Raw genomic sequence first — 17,549 nt, forward strand, 5'->3', positions numbered from 1 at the left:
GTGACGCATGCATGGATAAGGAATCAATCGAAGAAAGTCGCTTGGAAGAAGGAATGGTAACGAATTTTGAAAAAGAGATGTCCTACGGTGACTATCTGAATTTGGACCAAGTATTATCGAGTCAGAGGTTGCTTTCCGGTCATCATGACGAAATGCTATTTATCGTTATCCATCAAACCAGCGAGTTATGGATGAAATTGATTCTTCATGAATTGACTGCGGCTACGGAGCATATCACGGAAGGAAGATTGGAACCTTCCTTCAAGATGCTATCACGGATTTCGAGAATTCAACAGCAGCTCGTTCAGTCATGGAATGTGCTCTCGACCTTGACCCCATCCGACTATATGGAGTTCCGGGATAAACTCGGAAACTCATCGGGCTTCCAATCCTTTCAAAACCGAATGATTGAAAGTGCAATGGGACAAAAAAACAAGCCAATCTTGGCCGTGTTTCGTCATCAGCCTGACCTTTATGAATCCCTGGTGTCCGAGTTGAATAAGCCCAGTATTTACGATGCGGCAATTGGAGCCTTGGCCGCGAGGGGGTTTTCTATTGAAGAATCGATGTTGAACAGAGATTGGTCAGAACCTTATGTGGAAAACGAGAGTGTCGAGAAAGCCTGGCTCGCGGTGTACAGGGATGTACAGCAATATTGGGATCTATATGAATTGGCTGAAAAACTGGTGGATATCGGCAGTCAACAGCAGTTCTGGAGATTCAATCATATGAGCACGGTGGAGCGGATTATAGGACAGAGAATGGGAACTGGAGGTTCTACTGGCGTGAACTATTTAAAGAAGGTAGTGAATCAGCCATTTTTCCCCGAACTTTGGACACTTCGGACAAAATTGTGAACGGAATGATTGGAGAGGTAACGATGCATAAATGGAAAGATATTTCTCAGCCGCTTAAAGAAAATACGCCATATTGGCCAGGAGATACACCATATTCCTATCGCTTGAATGCTGAGATAGCCAGGGGATCTTCCGTAAATGTTGGCGAAATTCGCATGAGCACACATTTAGGTACACATATTGACGCACCTTTTCATTTTGATGAAGAAGGAAAGAAAATCCTGGAGCTGGACTTGGATTTATATATCGGGGAAGCACTTGTCGTCCAGGTCGATGTCGATAGAAGTATTGGGATAGAAGCTTTAGTTGACATCGAATTGAATGGGATCGAGAGATTATTGCTGGCAACGGGGAAGTGGAAGGACCTCAGCCAATTCCCTGATGCAATTCCGGCAATCGAACCGGACTTAGCCTCCTTCTTAGCTGAAAAAGGGGTGAAATTGCTCGGATTGGATTTGCCTTCCGTCGATTATCTAGACAGTAAAGAATTACCTGCTCACCATGCCCTGGCAAGTTGCGGGATTCACATTCTTGAAGGCCTTGTTCTTCAAGGCGTAGAACCGGGTCTGTATGATTTGGCCGCACTGCCACTCGCTTTGGAGAAGGGGGATGGCAGTCCGGTCAGAGCGGTGTTGAAACGAAAGGATTAGGTGAGGAGAGATAACGATGAGCAAAATCGGTATTTATGGATCTTCCTTCGATCCTATTACGAATGTACACTTATGGACGGCATCGACCATTGCGCATCGAGCCAAGCTTGATAAAGTCATTTTTTTACCATGTGCCAATAATCGGATTGATAAACAGATGAAAACAAGCAATGAGCACCGCTGGAATATGCTAAGTCTCGCCATCAAGGAAAATCCGTTATTTGAAGTGAGTGATTATGAAATATATGAACGAGCAGGAATCAGCAAACAGTATACATGGTATACGATGGAGTACTTTAAAGCGCAGTATCCGAAGGATGAGGTATATTTCATCATGGGGGCCGATTTGCTTCAAGATATGGATAATCAGGAATTACCGGTGCATCTTCGCTGGAAATTCAGAGAAAAATTGATTGCGAATCATAAATTCATTATCATGGCCCGAGAAGGAATAGATATGCTCAAGGTCATCTCCAAAAGCCCTTTACTGAGAAATTATGATAATGGCAATACATTTCACCTAATTGATAAAGGTCTTTCCATGGAAATCAGTTCAACATATATAAGAGACGAGTTCAGCATGGGCGGAGAGCCAAGATATTTACTGCCAGATGTTTGTTATCAGTATATTGTAGATCATGGACTCTATAAAACAACTCAAAATGTTTAAGGAAGGGGCCCAATCACTTAGGTGATGTGGGCTCTTTCCTTTTTTATTTAACTCGTGTGATTTAGATTGAAAATGAAATTTAATCAGAATATTATAAAAAGTTGAAGCGGTGCTAAACGTAATAGTATAGGGCATTTGGAAGGGAGCATTCTTAACGGGAATGCTTAAAACGGTCTGGAAGACAAAAAACACAGTTGACAACTTGGGATACTTTGCTTTAAGGTAGGGATACGTAAAAAAGAAAACAGAATATTTGCTGATCAGAAAACTGAAGGCATACTATTTCCTAACTTTAAATGAGGAAGTAGTATGCCTATTTTGTTTAAAGAAAGTTAAAAATAGGGGGAAAGATTATGAAAAGGTTATTGGCGTTTTCAAGTTTGGTTTTAGCATTTGGGGTGCTAGCTGGTTGTAGTTCCGAAAAGACTGAAGGAAAAGAAGGAAAGCCTAAATCCGTAGAATTACTGAACGTGTCCTATGACCCGACCCGTGAGTTGTACCAAGAATATAATAAAGCCTTCGCGAAACATTGGAAGGAAGAAACAGGTCAAGATGTTACGATTCAGCAATCGCACGGAGGCTCTGGTAAGCAAGGAAGAGCGGTCATTGACGGATTGGAAGCGGATGTCGTGACGCTTGCATTGGCTTATGACATCGATGCCATCAATGAAGCGAGTAACCTTTTGGAAAAAGATTGGCAAACGCGCCTGCCGGAAAATTCAACACCTTACACGTCGACCATTGTATTCCTAGTAAAAAAGGATAATCCGAAAGGCATCAAAGATTGGGATGACTTAATCAAAAAGGATGTTTCCGTCATTACTCCAAACCCAAAAACAAGCGGGGGGGCAAGGTGGAATTATTTGGCCGCATGGGCATTTGCCGAGAAGAAGTTCAATGATGATGAAGCAAAAGTAAAAGAGTTCATGAAAAAACTTTATCAAAATGTGGAAGTGTTGGACTCCGGTGCTAGGGGTGCCACGACTACATTTGTGGAAAGAGAAATCGGTGACGTACTAATTGCTTGGGAAAACGAAGCGTATTTAACGCTTGAGGAATTCGGCGATGATAAATATGAAATCGTCAATCCTTCCATAAGTATTTTAGCCGAACCTCCAGTGGCGGTAGTCGACAAAGTGGTTGAGAAAAAGGGAACGAAGGAAGTGGCGGAAGCATATCTAGAGTATTTGTATACGGATGAGGGGCAAGAAATTGCGGCTAAGAACTTCTATCGACCAAGGGATGAAAAGGTTCTGGCAAACCATAAAGAACAGTTTGCCGACATTGACATGGTAACGGTTGATGAGAAATTCGGCGGCTGGAATGAAGCCCAGAAGACCCACTTCAATGATGGTGGTACATTCGACGAAATATATCAACCAAAATAAGTGTTAGAGGGGAAGAGGGATGTTTGATTCTTCTTCTCCTTCACTAATTAAGTAGAAAGAGCTGGGGAGATACCATGAATATTGTGACTGAAGTCAAGCGGAAGAGAAAAAGGACGATACCTGGTTTTGGGTTGGCGATGGGATTGACATTACTGTATTTATCCATCATCGTCTTGATTCCCCTATCCATGGTTTTTTTAAATACATTTTCAATGGGAATGAAGGATTTTTGGGAGACCATCACTGAACCAAGAGTTGTTGCTTCCTATAGATTAAGTTTTCTGACGGCTTTAACTGCGGCATTTGTGAACGCAGTTTTTGGCGTTTTAATTGCCTGGGTTCTGACACGTTATGAGTTTCCAGGGAAACGGATCATCGATGGCCTGGTCGACTTGCCTTTTGCCCTTCCAACGGCAGTTGCCGGCATTACGTTAACCACTTTATACTCACCGAACGGGTGGATTGGACAGTTTTTTGGATTCAAGATTGCCTTTACCCCTATCGGGATTATCATTGCCCTCATTTTTATTGGTCTTCCCTTCGTTGTACGAATGGTTCAACCCGTGCTTGAAAATATAGAAAAGGGGATGGAAGAAGCATCTGCTTCACTAGGGGCAAACCGAATGCAGACATTTATTAAAATTATTTTTCCAGAATTGATTCCCGCAATCTTGACGGGGTTTGCCCTATCATTTGCGAGGGCACTTGGCGAATACGGATCCGTCGTGTTCATTGCCGGCAATATGCCTTTTAAGACAGAAATTTCCCCTCTTATCATCATGACGAAGCTTGAACAGTATGATTACCAAGGGGCAACTGCCGTGGCGACGGTTATGCTTGTCATTACATTTCTGATTTTGCTCACCATTAATATCTTGCAATGGTGGACTAGTAGAAGATATTCCGCAAAATAGGAGGGGACCTTGTTGGCCAATCATCATCCTGTGGCTACAGAGCCAAATAAACCAGTCATCTTAACAAGAAACGCTACGAAGGAGCCAAAACTTATCCAATGGACCCTTATTTCCATTGTATTGCTATTCTTGACGCTTTTTTTGGTCGTTCCGTTGATTGCTATCTTTGTAAAAGCCTTTGAAAAGGGAGCGGAAGCGTATGTTGCTGCGATTGCTCACCCAGATTCTTTGGCTGCCATTAAATTAACGTTGATCGTTGTCCTGATCACTCTACCTTTGAATGCCATATTCGGGGTAGTGGCGGCATGGACGATTACAAAATATGAATTTAAAGGGAAGAACTTTTTAGTTACGTTGATCGATCTTCCATTTTCCGTGTCACCGGTCATTGCCGGTTTGATATTCGTCCTATTATTTGGTCTGAATGGAGCGCTTGGTCCATTTTTACAGGCGTACGATATAAAAGTGATATTTTCCATACCGGGCATTGTCATTGCTTCCCTATTCATTACCTTCCCTTTTATAGCACGGGAATTGATTCCACTTATGCAAAGCCAGGGAACCTCTGAAGAAGAAGCCTCCCTTACCCTTGGTGCTGGCGGGTTCAAGACTTTTTGGTATGTAACGTTGCCCAATATTAAATGGGGCTTATTATACGGAATCATTTTGTGCAATGCGAGGACGATCGGGGAATTTGGAGCCGTATCGGTTGTATCAGGCCATATACGCGGCATGACGAACACGATGCCACTTCATATTGAAATCCTATACAATGAATATCAATTTTCAGCGGCATTCGCCGTGGCATCGTTAATGTCCATTTTTGCAATTATAACGTTGGTTTTAAAGAGTCTAATAGAATGGAAAACGGACCTGAAATCTACAAAAGCTAGGTAGGGGGATGTACAATGAGCATCATCATCGAAAACGTTACAAAATATTATGGGTCGTTTCAAGCCCTACAAGATATCAATCTAGAAATAAAAAGTGGGGAGCTTGTTGCGTTACTGGGTCCCTCGGGTTCGGGGAAAACTTCTTTACTCCGCATCATAGCTGGTCTTGAACAGTCAGAAAACGGACATATATTATTTAATGAAGAGGATTACACAAACAAGCACGTGAAGGATAGGAATGTCGGTTTTGTCTTCCAGCATTATGCCCTTTTCCGCAACATGACCATTTTTGATAATGTTGCATACGGTTTAAAGGTACGGCCTAGAAAAACAAGACCTAGCAAAAAAGCAATTGAAGAAAAAGTTACGGAACTGCTCCAACTGGTTAAACTGGAAGGATATAAAGATCGCTATCCCTCTCAATTATCCGGGGGCCAGCGACAGCGCGTGGCTTTAGCCAGGGCACTGGCCGTAGAGCCAAATATTTTGTTGCTCGATGAACCATTTGGGGCACTGGACGCCAAAGTCCGTAAAGAACTTAGGCGTTGGTTAAGAAAGCTGCATGACGAGTTCAATGTCACGAGTGTCTTTGTAACACATGATCAGGAAGAAGCGATGGATGTCGCCGATCGGGTCGTCATCATGAATGAGGGGAAAATCGAACAGATTGGAACACCAGATGAAGTATACGAACATCCAAAGAATCCATTTGTTTATGACTTTCTCGGCAGTGTTAACCTATTCAAGGGAAAGGTACATCAAGGAAAGCTTGCAACCGGGAATGTGGAAATTCACGTACCGGATAGTGAGGACGGAGATAGCACAGGATATGTAAGATCTCATAACTTCATTATCGAAAAAGGACCATCCAATGTCGATTCTATTGAATCCATCATCGATCATATTCATGCAATCGGACCGATTGTCCGTATTGAAGTGATTCGTCAGGACATTCAGGAACCGCTCGAAATCGAACTTACAAAAGACCAATTTAATCAGCTTTCTTTAAAAAAGGGAGATATTGTGTTTGTTCGTCCAAAAGAGTTGAAAGTTTTTGTTGACTATATGGCTGGAATCTGAAAAATGTAAGGGAATCATACTAATAAGAACTCTCTAATGAAAGCGAAAAAATGTAAAAAATATGGTCCGGAACCGAATCAAGGTTTCGGACCATATTCTTTTTAAAAAGTAATAAGTGCCTTTTTTTGACAACACCAAAGCTATTGACTATCATAAGTTGTGGTTCTTCTATACTAATAATTGGATAGATTATCATGTGGGAGTTTGTCGTTTTACTAGAAGAAACTTGTCAAATATTGGTCTATATATCTCGTCTGAATGTCGAAAAAATATGTTTAATGTTAAAAATGAAATATAAATGTAATATTGCTATTACGTATTTGACAAAAAGCAGTGATATACTACGTATTAGGTAATGAGCTCAAAGAAATTCTGTATTTTATGTAATATGAAATCAATCCTAGAAAAGTACATAATGCTTTTAAAAAATAGAGAAGAGATTCCTGTGGTTCAATTTGATTGCTATTTTCTTAGATAGAAAGAAGTGGGTCAATTGAATTGCTAGGGAAGAAAGTAGGGGAAATGAGTTTGAAGAAAAAGTTAATCGTATTAAATACCACTATTATGCTCGGTTTAGGAAGCATTTTTGCTGCACCGATGGTCAATGCGGAATCTGTTTCAGATATTCAATCAGAACGTGCCGGAATTCAATCCGATATTTCAGATGCTGAAAAAGTCATTCAGGACTTACAGAAAGAGCAAGCGAAAATGGATTCCCGGATTAAAGAAATCGTTAATGCAATGGAAGAAAACGATAAAAAAATCAAGAAAACCAATATAGAAGTAACTGAAACGGAAAAAGATATTGATTCATTGAAAAAAGAAATAACTGCTTTAGAGGAAAGAATTGAAAAACGCGAAGAAATCCTAAAGGAGCGTGCCCTTTCTTTCCAAGAGAGCGGCGGTGACGTTAATTACCTTGAAGTAGTTTTAGGATCTACTAGTTTCCGTGATCTTGTTGACCGTGTAGGAGCAGTTGCGGCTATCGTTGAAGCAGATCAGGAGATTCTTACTCAGCAAGAAGCGGATAAAGCTGAGCTAGAAGCAAAACATGAAGAAGTAGAGAAGAAATTACAAAGCCTTAAAGAGATGCAAGTTGACCTAAAAGGTATGAAATCTCAAATTAAGGAACAAAAAGCAGCTAGTGTAAAAATGAAATCTAAACTTGAAAAGAAACAGTCTGAAACAGAAGCTCTTAAAAAGGCCCTACAAAATGAAGATGCAGATTTAGCGGGCAAATTAGCAACGATTCGTGAAAACATTAAAAAAGAAGAAGAACGTAAAGCGGCTGAAAAGGCCGAACTAAACCGTGTGGCGGAAGAAGTTCAGAAAACTTCTACTAACCATGTAGATGATCATGTAGATGATCATGTAGATAGCAATGTAGCGCCTTCTACTAGTTCTTCTAAAAATGAATCTTCATCAAGTTCACCAAAAAGTTCACCAAAAAATAATGTTTCAACAACTCCAAAGAGTGAAAGCAAGGCTACAGCAGCGCCAAGCACAGCTAACGTAGGTTCTGCAATCACAGCAGGTTATAAATACATCGGTAATTCAACATATGTTTTCGGTGGCGGAAGAACGGCATCCGACATTGCTAACGGCCGATTCGATTGTTCAGCATTTGTTGCATGGGCTTACAAACAAGCGGGTGTTAATCTACCACCAAGCACTGGTGCCTTGACAGGTGCAGGAAAGCAAGTTTCAAAAAGCCAGATGCAACCGGGAGATTTAGTATTCTTCAACACGTATAAAACTGATGGACACGTTGGTATTTACGTTGGAGGAGGCAAGTTCATTGGCTCTCAAAGTTCAACAGGAGTGGCTGTTGCTAACATGAGTAGCGGATATTGGGCAAGTAAATTCAATGGCCGTGTAGTTCGGGTGAAATAATAGTGTCTTAATGGGCAGGGTGATGATCACCCTGCCCATTTTTTATAAAAAATACGGATAAAAACAAAAAAAGTGAAACTTATTTTGATTAATATCGTAAATACTATTAAGATGAAATAAGGATAGGTGATGTGGATTTAACTTGTAAACTTACTGACATTTAATGAAACAACATTCCTACTACTAAAAAATGGAGGCAAAAAACACATGATGAAAAAAATTATGGCTGCTTTACTAACTATCACATTAGCTTTCTCGCCAGTTGGTGCGTATGTATTCCAGGACCATTCACAATCCGCCGATGCAAGGGGTTATAAATCCGGGAAAAGAAGCTTCAACAATAATAACTCGAATAACAATACGAATAACAACTCGAATTTCCAAAATAAACAAACGAATAAATCCGATGCAAATACAAACAAAGCGAAAACCGATACAAAAAGCGGCAACTCATTTACTAAGGGCGGCTTAATGAAAGGAATCATGCTTGGAGGGCTTGCAGGTTTACTTTTTGGTAGCCTATTTGCCAATATGGGAGCTCTTGGTTCCATTCTTGGACTATTAGTCAACGTTATTGCGATCGTTGCCATCGTGGTCATTATCCGCAAGATTTTCGTTTACTTCCAAGATAAGAAGAAAAAAGAGGATCCAAACCCATGGAGAGGCTAAGAATTTCCGAACAAGATATCATTAATGCAGTATGTGTATACATTGCTCGTAAAAAGCAGGTCGAGCCCAATGAAGTGGAAGTTGAATTGATGTATGATGATGATTATGGCTTCTCAGCTGAAACGTTCGTTGATGGCAGGAAGCAAGTATTGATCACGATCAACTTGATCGAAGCGCTTCGATTATGGCTGGATGAATACTTAAATATCGACCCATATTCAGGCATTGAGCTTGTCTTGGATGACGAAGAAGGCATAGTCGCCTTAATAAGCGAAAGCAATAACTAAGCAAAAAAAGGATGTTCCTAGGGGAGCATCCTTTTTTTCTATTTTAGAGGCCAAGTTATATTGGAAAGAATCAGATTATGGAAAAGTGGTGAGCGTCAGTTGTCAAAAGGGTACTAGACTAGTAGGATGAGTGTAAGTATATGGAATCTAAGAGGAGGAAAGAAGATGGAATCCTATATAAAAGACCAGATGTTTTTAAATGAAGAGGCTATAATCTTTGGCAATGATATCATTGAAGCAATGATCGTTCCAGCTTTGGGAAGTAATCTACTATCGCTAAAATCCAAGAAAAAAGATGTAGATATATTGAGGACTCCAAAGTCGTTGGATGACTACAAAAAAGTGCCGATCCTATACGGCATGCCAATCCTGTTCCCACCTAACCGCATAGAAGATGGGACCTTTACATATAAGGAAACAACCTATACATTTCCGGTAAATGAATGGGAGAAGCATAATCACATTCATGGTTTTTTGCATGATAAGCCTTGGAAGGTCCTAAAAAGAGAGGCAGGCAAGGAGGGAGTCATAATCGTTACGGAATTTATGAGCAGTGATTTTCCTTCCATGTATCCGCATTTTCCTCATGAGTTCAAAGTGAACATGACGTATATAGTAAAGGAAGAGAGACTGGATATCCAAATGAACATTCACAATATCGGTCGCGAGTCATTTCCGTGGGGTGCAGGGTATCATACGATCTTCAATTTTCCGTTAATATCAAGAAATGACTATTCGGATTGCGAGATTTCCTTGCCCGTAAATAAACAGTGGGAGCTGAATGGAAGGTCATTGCCGACTGGAAAATACATCACGTTGCCAAATAAGGATGAAATTCAAAGGAGGATAATAGGAGAGGGACGGGAATATGATGACATTTTTAGCTATGATGAGGAAAAAAACCGAACAAATGAAGCTATTTTAACCGATCCGAAAGCTGGTATACAAGTGCGTTATCAAGCGGATTGCCGTTTTAAATATTGGGTAGTGTTCAATGAGGACGGGTTCTTGTGTCCCGAGCCTTACACATGGATCACGAATGCCCCCAATCTGAAATTACCAGTGGAAGTAACGGGTTTGCAGGAGTTGCAACCAGGAGAATCCATACATCTGGATACAAAAATAATTCTGGATGAAATATAGAAAACGCCCTGGCATATTAATTAATGCCAGGGCGTTTTCCTGTTAAGCTCTCTTCCGCATCCAAAGCGGGTATAGAACAAAGCCTAGAACATATAAATAGATACCTAACATGAACGTTTCCATGTCGGCTGTGCCTGTCTTGATGACCCATATGGAGTATATCAATGCCAGGAAGGTGATGATGCCGTCGCGAGTCCTGGATCCCTTCATGATATCGTACGTTTCTCCAGTCAAAACTAACTTTAATTGATACAAAGTTGATACGAGATAAGGGACCAAATAAGCAAGAGTTGCAACGATCATGGAAAATTTGTATGCGACTAAGATGGTTCCTGAAATAGTGGAAAACAAGAACAGCTGCGTCATTAAATTCGTTATCGTCATGGAGCGTACCGGCGTTCCATTTTTATTTGCCTTTGCAAAGTAAGCTGGGAATATATCCGATTTCGCTGCTTGATAAGGAACTTCCGATGCAACGACGACCCACCCTATCGTTGAACCTAATAAGCAAATGACAGCTAGTGCTCCCATAAGATATGTGCCGCTGGAACCGGCCACAGTCTGTAAAGCATCGACTAGTGGTTTCTGAGATGCCCTCAATTCCTCTTGCGATAAAGCACCCATCGTCAAGATGGTAATCCCTATATAAATGGCAACAGCGATAAGCAAGCCAATGATCGTCGCCTTTTTGACATCATTCTGTGATTTCGCACGGTTTGAAAGCATAACGGCTGCCTCGATGCCGATGAATGCCCATAAGGTAGAAATCGCTGCATTGTTAATTTGGGAACCTAAGGAAAATGATGTACCCGCTTCGTTATAAAATTTAGCGCCGTCTCCCAGGTTAGAAGAATCAAAGATGAAAATAGTAACGATGATGAAAAATAAGAAGCCAATCACTTTTGTGACTGTTGCGACAAGGTTAAGTTTACCAGCACCATTAAAACTTCTGACTAAAATGAAGTGTATGCCCCAAAGTGCCAAGCTACAAACACCAAATGTTAGTGCCTTACCAAGTTCAAGGTCAAATGATCCTGCTGTATAGAGCACTTTCGTACTGTGCATGACTGGGAAAAACGTCGATAAATAACCTGCGAATGATATGATGACGGAGGCCGTAGCCGCCCAGTTAGCCGCCCAATAACCCCAGGCCATGCTATATCCAGCAAATCTGCCTTTTACAGGTGATTTAAATAATGATTGTGCATAACTTTGTGGTCCGGCTTTCAAATCTGGTTTTCTCACAGCCAAGTTACCGAAAACGAGTGCTATTAAAAATACTCCCAAGCCCGTGACAACCCACGCCATCGTGGCTCCCAACGGACTTGATACTTGCGCCAATTGGGCGGGAAGCATGAAGATACCGCCGCCCACCATATTGCCAACTACAAATGTGGTTAGGATCAGCAATCCCCATTTATTATTTTTCATATTTATAATCGAACCTTTCTATAGGACAATGATTGTAATGTTCAATGAAAAACTTATTTTAAAATAGTATATCGTAAATAGTTTAGTTTGGTAAAGTGCTAAATAGGCAGAATAAAATATACGAATTAGTCGGAATATTATAAAACGTCATTGACAAATAATGAAAGACGGATTATAGTAATAATACCAAGTTTATAGGTAAGGATAATAAAGTATAGTTTAGCGTGTATTAAGCCATCGTCTTTTCCTTAGTATGTTCGATTACCAGCCATAACGACAAGCAACTCTCATAATGCCGATTAGTCAACTAAAGGCACCTTTCCATCTAATAATAGATAAAAGGTGCCTTTATCTTTTGGAAAAGAAGAGAAGGATGGAATGATTTGACCGCTAGTACAGAAAGCGTTAGAGGTAGATCGTTCCTTTATCATGGGTTTTCTTCATAAACATTATTCAAGGGGGCCACTATGGAAAAAAAAGAGGAGTTAAAAATCAAACATATCATTTCCAGTTTGGAAGAACTGCAATATGGGTCAGTTATCATAACCGTGCATGATGGGGAAATCACCCAGGTTGACACCACCGAAAAGAAGCGGTTTCCAATAGTGAAAGGAAGACCGATGAAAGCAAGATAAGATTATAATGTACCTGAAAAGGAGCTTTCTCATCGAATGCTCTTTTTTGTTTGGAAATTTTAATGCCTTTTTACGTTCTATTTTGAAAATAAATCAATAAAGCATATATAGAAGATAGTGATGCTTTTACATGGTAGAATTAGTAAGGTGTTACATAATTAATGAATCGTTAGAAGGGAAGGGTTAACCATGTCTTTACAAACCATTGAACACAAGATTTTGGATGCAGTGGGATCATTTGATGGACGCATTGCTTATAAAATTGAAAATAGTGATGGGGAATCCATCGCATATCATGAGGATGAATCTTTCCAATCAGCTAGTTTGATTAAAATTCCGATGATTATTGAAGGATATCGTCAGAGCGAAGAAAAGAAGATTTATTTGAATCAGCCGGTGACGATCCCGCCTGAAGAAGTAACGGGTGGATCAGGGGTTCTGCATGTTCTATCGAATAAAGTTTTTTTAACGGTTGAAGATCTTTTGTCATTGATGATTACAGTGTCCGATAACACGTCCACCAATATGATGATGACCTTGCTTGGCCAAGATGAAATTAATCAGTGTATAAAGGATCTTGGACTTAAACAGACTATTCTTCAACGGAAAATGCAGGATTTTAAAGCATTGAAAGAAGGCCGGGATAATACCATCTCCGCAGCGGATACCATTACCTGTCTAAAGGCGATATATACTGGAGACTTTTTAAAGAAAGAGAACCAGGAAAAAATATTGCGTATAATGGATAATCAACAGTTAAGGGATAAGCTTCCGTCACAAATGGGTAAGGGTGTGAAAGTGGCAAGTAAAACGGGGGGGATTCGTGGTGTCGCCCATGATTGTGCGATCATCCGTTCAGACAAACAAACCGTCTACGCGGCAGTCCTGACTGAGGACATGAAAACCGAGGAAGAAAGCCGTCAAGTCATTAGTCTAATAGGAAAGTGGATTTACGAAGACATGATGGGGGAAGCTTAAAACTTCTATTACACTTTTAATTTCACCTTTTTGTCAGATTAATAATTTCATTGATTGCTCCACTTTTGTAATGCAGTTTGGAACAAAAAGGGAAAATGGTAAGCGAAATAGAAACGGAGCGGTACTATGAAAAAGGGGATAAAGCTTGGCGGTATGGGTATGGTCGTGCTGCTCGTATACTTTGGAATCTTACATATGAAGATCATGGAAAGCAGCCATCAGCCAATCCCTGAAGATGCGGGATACCTTATCGTTTTAGGAGCAAGAGTAAAAGGGAATGTTCCATCTTTATCATTACAATACCGGATTGATAAGGCAGCAGACTATTTAAAATCGAATGGAAGTACGGTAGCCATCGTTTCTGGTGGCAGAGGTCCAGGAGAAGACATTTCAGAAGCTGAGGCAATGAAACAAGGGCTTATCAACCAGGGAATTGAAGAAGGAAGAATCATCATGGAGGACGAATCTACATCAACCAGTGAAAATATTGCTTTCTCGAAAGAGTTCATTCCGGATCCTTCATCGATTGGATTGATTGTGTCGAATGATTTTCATCTTTATCGAGCCGTGAAAATGGCTGAAAGAGAAGGATTGAAAGTGACAGGGGTTCCTGCAAAGACGCCGCGAATCGCTTTAGTGAAATCATATATCCGTGAATACTTGGCCATAACAAAGTACTATTTGACCCAACTGTTTTGAGACGTTCATTCAATATTTATGAAATGCCCCCTCGTGAAAAGGTGGGCATTTCAAATTCACTCGACTTCCACTACTATATTAGGCACCTCCCAAAACTCATTCTCTTGATAGATTTGTTCAATCGTCTTATAAACAGGGTATCCAATATAGGAAACCTCAACTTTTTCTTCAGCATCGACTTCTTCTATATCTATATCATCAACAAAACCAAGTTGATCATCGATCTCCATTAAATAAAAGCCAAGCGCTTCATAATCGCTACTGGCGGCAATGACCTTACTATCGAATCCTCTATTCGAGACCTTATAATATTTCATTAATAAACCTCCTATGTTGTTTAATCTGTACGAAAGTAAAAGAACGGTTTCTTATACTCTGATATACCCCTAATTAAAAATCTAAATCATATAATTGGAAAAATTATGAAAAGCAAAAGAGCGGGCAATCTCTTCATAATTATTTGCTAGTGGCCTTTTATGAAATAACCAATTTAATTTCTCTGCAGCGTAGTTGCTATTTTTATCATTTCGTGTTATTCTAATAAAGAATTGTTTTTGGTAATGAAAAAAGGTATTAGTATCTTCTTGAAAAATCAAAAATAGTAATACAATGTGTGTTATGCACTAGGAGGCAACAAAAATGGAACAAGGTACAGTTAAATGGTTTAATGCAGAAAAAGGTTTTGGATTTATCGAACGTGAAAACGGAGACGACGTATTCGTACATTTCTCAGCTATCCAAAGCGAAGGTTTCAAATCTTTAGACGAAGGTCAAAAAGTAACTTTTGACGTTGAGCAAGGTGCTCGTGGAGCTCAAGCAGCTAACGTTCAAAAAGCTTAATTTTAAAACTAAATCGTAACCTATATGAACAGACTCCCCTAGGGGAGTCTGTTCTTTGTCGTCGCCGTTTATACATAAAAAAAACCTTACTCCATTGAAGAGTAAGGAAATCATTGCATACAAAAAAAGTGAAAGCTTATGCTTTCTCCAGTTCTTCTTCAAAGAAGAATGTTGTTGGATGTTCTTTGACTGTATAAGAATATCTTTTCATGTTTTTCACATATGCCCATTTACTAATTGTAACTAATTCATCAGTTTCAAGGATCGTTACGGTTTCGCCACTATTGTATTTATTACTTTTCAATTTATGCACCCTCTTTACTAATAGTATAACATATTTCACGATAAAAAATGTGTCCAAGATATTCCAAAGGGGCCATTAATGGAAAGAATCCTTATATTCATGTAGATTATGAAGAACTTTACTATTTTATTCGAAGTAATTCATTCATCCAAAAGTCATATAATTATGCTGTAATAATAGATCTTCGCCGCGATGATGAAGGAAATGAGATGTGAGAAGAATCCCTCTTGTATAGTCTAAATATTTAAATAATGATTGACCTATAAGAATTATCGTACTATAATCTTGTTAATTAACATATCGAGCGAGCGACGAAAAGAAACCCATTAAGCCGGTCTCCCTGTTATATAGAGAATCAGTGGTTGGTGAAAACTGATACAAAGACTAGGTGAATTTCATTCTTGGAGCTTTTTTATACTGCAAAAGAGAAAGTGGTATAAAACGGGTTAAACCGTTATTTTAACAAGTGGGAAACAAGTGTTGTTTCCAATTAGGGTGGTACCGCGTGAAGCCACGTCCCTATCGTTACAGATAGAGACGTGGCTTTTTTTGTCTTTGAATTGTTGATTAGGGAACCATAATAAAAAGGGATAGGTAGGGTTAGCATGCAAACAACAGAGCAATGGTCATCGAAGATTGGTTTTATTTTATCCGCAGCTGGATCAGCGATAGGGGTAGGTGCCATATGGAAGCTCCCATATGTTACTGGGATGAGCGGAGGAGGGGCATTCTTTCTTCTTTTTATTCTCTTTTCATTGTTTATGGGTTTTCCCTTATTATTGGCTGAATTTATTATAGGCAGGAGTACACAAAAGGAAGCCATCAGTGCGTATCGTAGTTTAGCTCCTCATAGCAACTGGCATTGGATTGGAAGATTAGGGGTATTCACCTGTTTTCTTCTCTTGTCTTTCTATAGCGTAATTGGTGGATGGATTGTCATCTATTTCGTCAAAGGTCTGTTCGGTGGAATAATTAGTGAGGGTGCAGATTATGGTTCTGTATTTAACGGGACAATCGGCAATCCGTTGTTGGTCCTTGTAGCTCAGTTTGTCTTCCTAGCCATTACCGTATTGGTTGTAGCGAAAGGGATTCAAAATGGAATCGAAAAAGTGAGTAAAATATTGATGCCTGCTTTATTTTTGCTTTTTATTGTTCTGATCATTCGTTCGCTTACATTAGATAACGCTCTAGAAGGCGTCAAATTCTTTCTAGCACCTGATTTTTCTAGCATGACTTCTCAAAGTGTGCTATTTGCGATGGGGCAGGCTTTCTTCTCCTTAAGTGTAGGAGTGTCGGTGATGGTTACTTATAGTTCCTACCTTTCAAAAAAGGAAAGCTTAATCCAACCGGCCATATCCATCGTCGCGATGAATCTATTGATTGCCTTATTAGCAGGATTGGCCATTTTCCCAGCTGTTTTTTCATTAGGGTTAGAGCCAGCTGAAGGTCCGGGTTTGCTGTTCGTTGTATTGCCGGCGGTGTTTGACCAAATCGTGTTTGGAGAAGTTTTCTTATTAGGGTTTTTAGCCTTATTCCTATTTGCCACATTAACGTCGGCCTTCTCCATGTTGGAAATCATCGTGGCAGCCATCGTTAAAGGAAAAGAGGAGAAGAGAACCAAATATGCCTATATCATCGGAATCTTAATCTTTGCAGTAGGCATTCCCTCTGCATTATCCTATAGTACTTTTTCTGATCTCTTAATCTTCTCGAAGAACTTGTTTGATTCAGCGGATTATTTAGTCAGCAACATATTAATGCCGCTCGGAGTGCTTTTAATCTCGATCTTCGTTTCATATAAGATCAAGAAAAGCTCCTTGAGAGAGGAACTATTACAGCATTCTCGCCTTGGTGCCCAAGCATTCAATATATGGTTCTTTATCATGAGGTTCATCATTCCTCTGGTTATTATCATCGTGTTCCTTGATGTGACTGGGATACTTGATAGGGTAGTGGGGCTCTTCTAATGGGATTGAGGTTATAGAAAGCCACCTATTGGACAGTAAATGGATTTGCGTAAATGATTAAGGTAGTATTTTACGTATAAAATAATAGCCACGTGCATCTTAGCACGTGGCTATTAAGCTTGATGTTTAAAATTTATAGGCAATAAATTTTTGTTATTATAGCTAAACGCAAAATAAAAGTACTATTAAGCCGATTAGATAGCCGATTAGACTTTTAAAACTCTAAAAATTATCCTTGCCTTTCTAGCGAT

At 39.8% G+C, this 17,549-nt stretch carries 19 protein-coding genes and 1 other annotated feature; of the genes, 16 read left to right on the forward strand and 3 right to left on the reverse strand.

What is annotated here, in order from left to right; genetic code table 11:
- The first annotated feature begins 11 nt into the window (after positions 1-11).
- From kynA to ACQKL6_RS10265, 11 genes are all read left to right on the forward strand, one after another.
- On the forward strand, positions 12-857 hold the full coding sequence (gene kynA, locus ACQKL6_RS10215; RefSeq protein ID WP_407407141.1) for a tryptophan 2,3-dioxygenase: 846 nt from the start codon (positions 12-14) through the stop codon (positions 855-857).
- A gap of 23 nt (positions 858-880) precedes the next feature.
- Positions 881-1,507 carry an arylformamidase gene (gene kynB / locus ACQKL6_RS10220; protein ID WP_427651036.1) on the forward strand — a complete coding sequence of 209 codons (627 nt, stop codon included), beginning with the start codon at positions 881-883 and terminating at the stop codon, positions 1,505-1,507.
- Between the two features lie 16 nt (positions 1,508-1,523).
- Positions 1,524-2,177 carry a nicotinate (nicotinamide) nucleotide adenylyltransferase gene (nadD, locus tag ACQKL6_RS10225; protein WP_402867874.1) on the forward strand — a complete coding sequence of 218 codons (654 nt, stop codon included), beginning with the start codon at positions 1,524-1,526 and terminating at the stop codon, positions 2,175-2,177.
- A 353-nt stretch (positions 2,178-2,530) separates the two neighbouring features.
- On the forward strand, positions 2,531-3,565 hold the full coding sequence (locus ACQKL6_RS10230; RefSeq protein ID WP_427591012.1) for a sulfate ABC transporter substrate-binding protein: 1,035 nt from the start codon (positions 2,531-2,533) through the stop codon (positions 3,563-3,565).
- A 74-nt stretch (positions 3,566-3,639) separates the two neighbouring features.
- Positions 3,640-4,479: a sulfate ABC transporter permease subunit CysT gene (gene cysT / locus ACQKL6_RS10235; RefSeq protein WP_402867876.1), complete on the forward strand. Its 840-nt coding sequence runs from the start codon at positions 3,640-3,642 to the stop codon at positions 4,477-4,479.
- A gap of 57 nt (positions 4,480-4,536) precedes the next feature.
- Positions 4,537-5,376, forward strand: a complete 840-nt coding sequence (cysW, locus tag ACQKL6_RS10240; protein ID WP_402868547.1) for a sulfate ABC transporter permease subunit CysW — start codon at positions 4,537-4,539, stop codon at positions 5,374-5,376.
- A gap of 11 nt (positions 5,377-5,387) precedes the next feature.
- Positions 5,388-6,452 carry a sulfate/molybdate ABC transporter ATP-binding protein gene (locus tag ACQKL6_RS10245; RefSeq protein WP_427591013.1) on the forward strand — a complete coding sequence of 355 codons (1,065 nt, stop codon included), beginning with the start codon at positions 5,388-5,390 and terminating at the stop codon, positions 6,450-6,452.
- A 522-nt stretch (positions 6,453-6,974) separates the two neighbouring features.
- A complete protein-coding gene (locus ACQKL6_RS10250) occupies positions 6,975-8,345 on the forward strand; it encodes a PcsB-like coiled-coil domain-containing protein (RefSeq protein WP_427651037.1) in 1,371 nt (456 codons plus the stop codon).
- Positions 8,346-8,555: 210 nt separating this feature from the next.
- Complete coding sequence (locus ACQKL6_RS10255) at positions 8,556-9,014, forward strand: hypothetical protein (RefSeq protein WP_402956042.1); 459 nt, start codon at positions 8,556-8,558, stop codon at positions 9,012-9,014.
- Positions 9,002-9,301, forward strand: coding sequence for a YxcD family protein (locus ACQKL6_RS10260; RefSeq protein WP_402867878.1), 300 nt, complete (start codon positions 9,002-9,004; stop codon positions 9,299-9,301). Before ACQKL6_RS10255 ends, ACQKL6_RS10260 begins: the two co-directional genes overlap by 13 nt.
- 165 nt (positions 9,302-9,466) lie before the next feature.
- The gene (locus tag ACQKL6_RS10265; RefSeq protein ID WP_427651038.1) at positions 9,467-10,444 is read left to right on the forward strand and encodes an aldose 1-epimerase; all 978 of its coding nucleotides are present in this window, start codon (positions 9,467-9,469) and stop codon (positions 10,442-10,444) included.
- Positions 10,445-10,486: 42 nt separating this feature from the next.
- Here ACQKL6_RS10265 and ACQKL6_RS10270 read toward each other — a convergent pair whose 3' ends face one another.
- Positions 10,487-11,875: an amino acid permease gene (locus tag ACQKL6_RS10270; protein WP_407407150.1), complete on the reverse strand. Its 1,389-nt coding sequence runs from the start codon at positions 11,873-11,875 to the stop codon at positions 10,487-10,489.
- A gap of 467 nt (positions 11,876-12,342) precedes the next feature.
- Here ACQKL6_RS10270 and ACQKL6_RS10275 point away from each other — a divergent pair, with 467 nt between their 5' ends.
- From ACQKL6_RS10275 to ACQKL6_RS10285, 3 genes are all read left to right on the forward strand, one after another.
- Positions 12,343-12,510, forward strand: a complete 168-nt coding sequence (locus tag ACQKL6_RS10275) for a DUF2292 domain-containing protein (protein WP_402867881.1) — start codon at positions 12,343-12,345, stop codon at positions 12,508-12,510.
- A gap of 189 nt (positions 12,511-12,699) precedes the next feature.
- Entirely contained in the window at positions 12,700-13,488 is a 789-nt protein-coding gene (locus ACQKL6_RS10280) for a serine hydrolase (RefSeq protein WP_427651039.1), read from the forward strand.
- Positions 13,489-13,614: 126 nt separating this feature from the next.
- Positions 13,615-14,187, forward strand: coding sequence for a YdcF family protein (locus ACQKL6_RS10285; protein WP_402987560.1), 573 nt, complete (start codon positions 13,615-13,617; stop codon positions 14,185-14,187).
- Between the two features lie 56 nt (positions 14,188-14,243).
- Here the strand turns inward: ACQKL6_RS10285 and ACQKL6_RS10290 are convergent, their stop codons facing one another.
- Complete coding sequence (locus ACQKL6_RS10290; protein WP_402867884.1) at positions 14,244-14,504, reverse strand: hypothetical protein; 261 nt, start codon at positions 14,502-14,504, stop codon at positions 14,244-14,246.
- A 322-nt stretch (positions 14,505-14,826) separates the two neighbouring features.
- On the opposite strand from ACQKL6_RS10290, the gene cspC reads away from it, so the two are divergent.
- Positions 14,827-15,027: a cold shock protein CspC gene (gene cspC, locus ACQKL6_RS10295; protein ID WP_010331195.1), complete on the forward strand. Its 201-nt coding sequence runs from the start codon at positions 14,827-14,829 to the stop codon at positions 15,025-15,027.
- A gap of 136 nt (positions 15,028-15,163) precedes the next feature.
- Here the strand turns inward: cspC and ACQKL6_RS10300 are convergent, their stop codons facing one another.
- The gene (locus ACQKL6_RS10300; RefSeq protein ID WP_402868582.1) at positions 15,164-15,340 is read right to left on the reverse strand and encodes a hypothetical protein; all 177 of its coding nucleotides are present in this window, start codon (positions 15,338-15,340) and stop codon (positions 15,164-15,166) included.
- Positions 15,341-15,633: 293 nt separating this feature from the next.
- Positions 15,634-15,855, forward strand: a binding site (T-box leader).
- Positions 15,856-15,936: 81 nt separating this feature from the next.
- Between ACQKL6_RS10300 and ACQKL6_RS10305 the strand changes: the two genes are divergently transcribed.
- Positions 15,937-17,298 carry a sodium-dependent transporter gene (locus tag ACQKL6_RS10305; RefSeq protein WP_427591018.1) on the forward strand — a complete coding sequence of 454 codons (1,362 nt, stop codon included), beginning with the start codon at positions 15,937-15,939 and terminating at the stop codon, positions 17,296-17,298.
- Positions 17,299-17,549 lie beyond the last annotated feature (251 nt).

This window comes from Peribacillus sp. NPDC097197 (assembly GCF_050278025.1).
Classification (GTDB): Bacteria; Bacillota; Bacilli; order Bacillales; family DSM-1321; genus Peribacillus.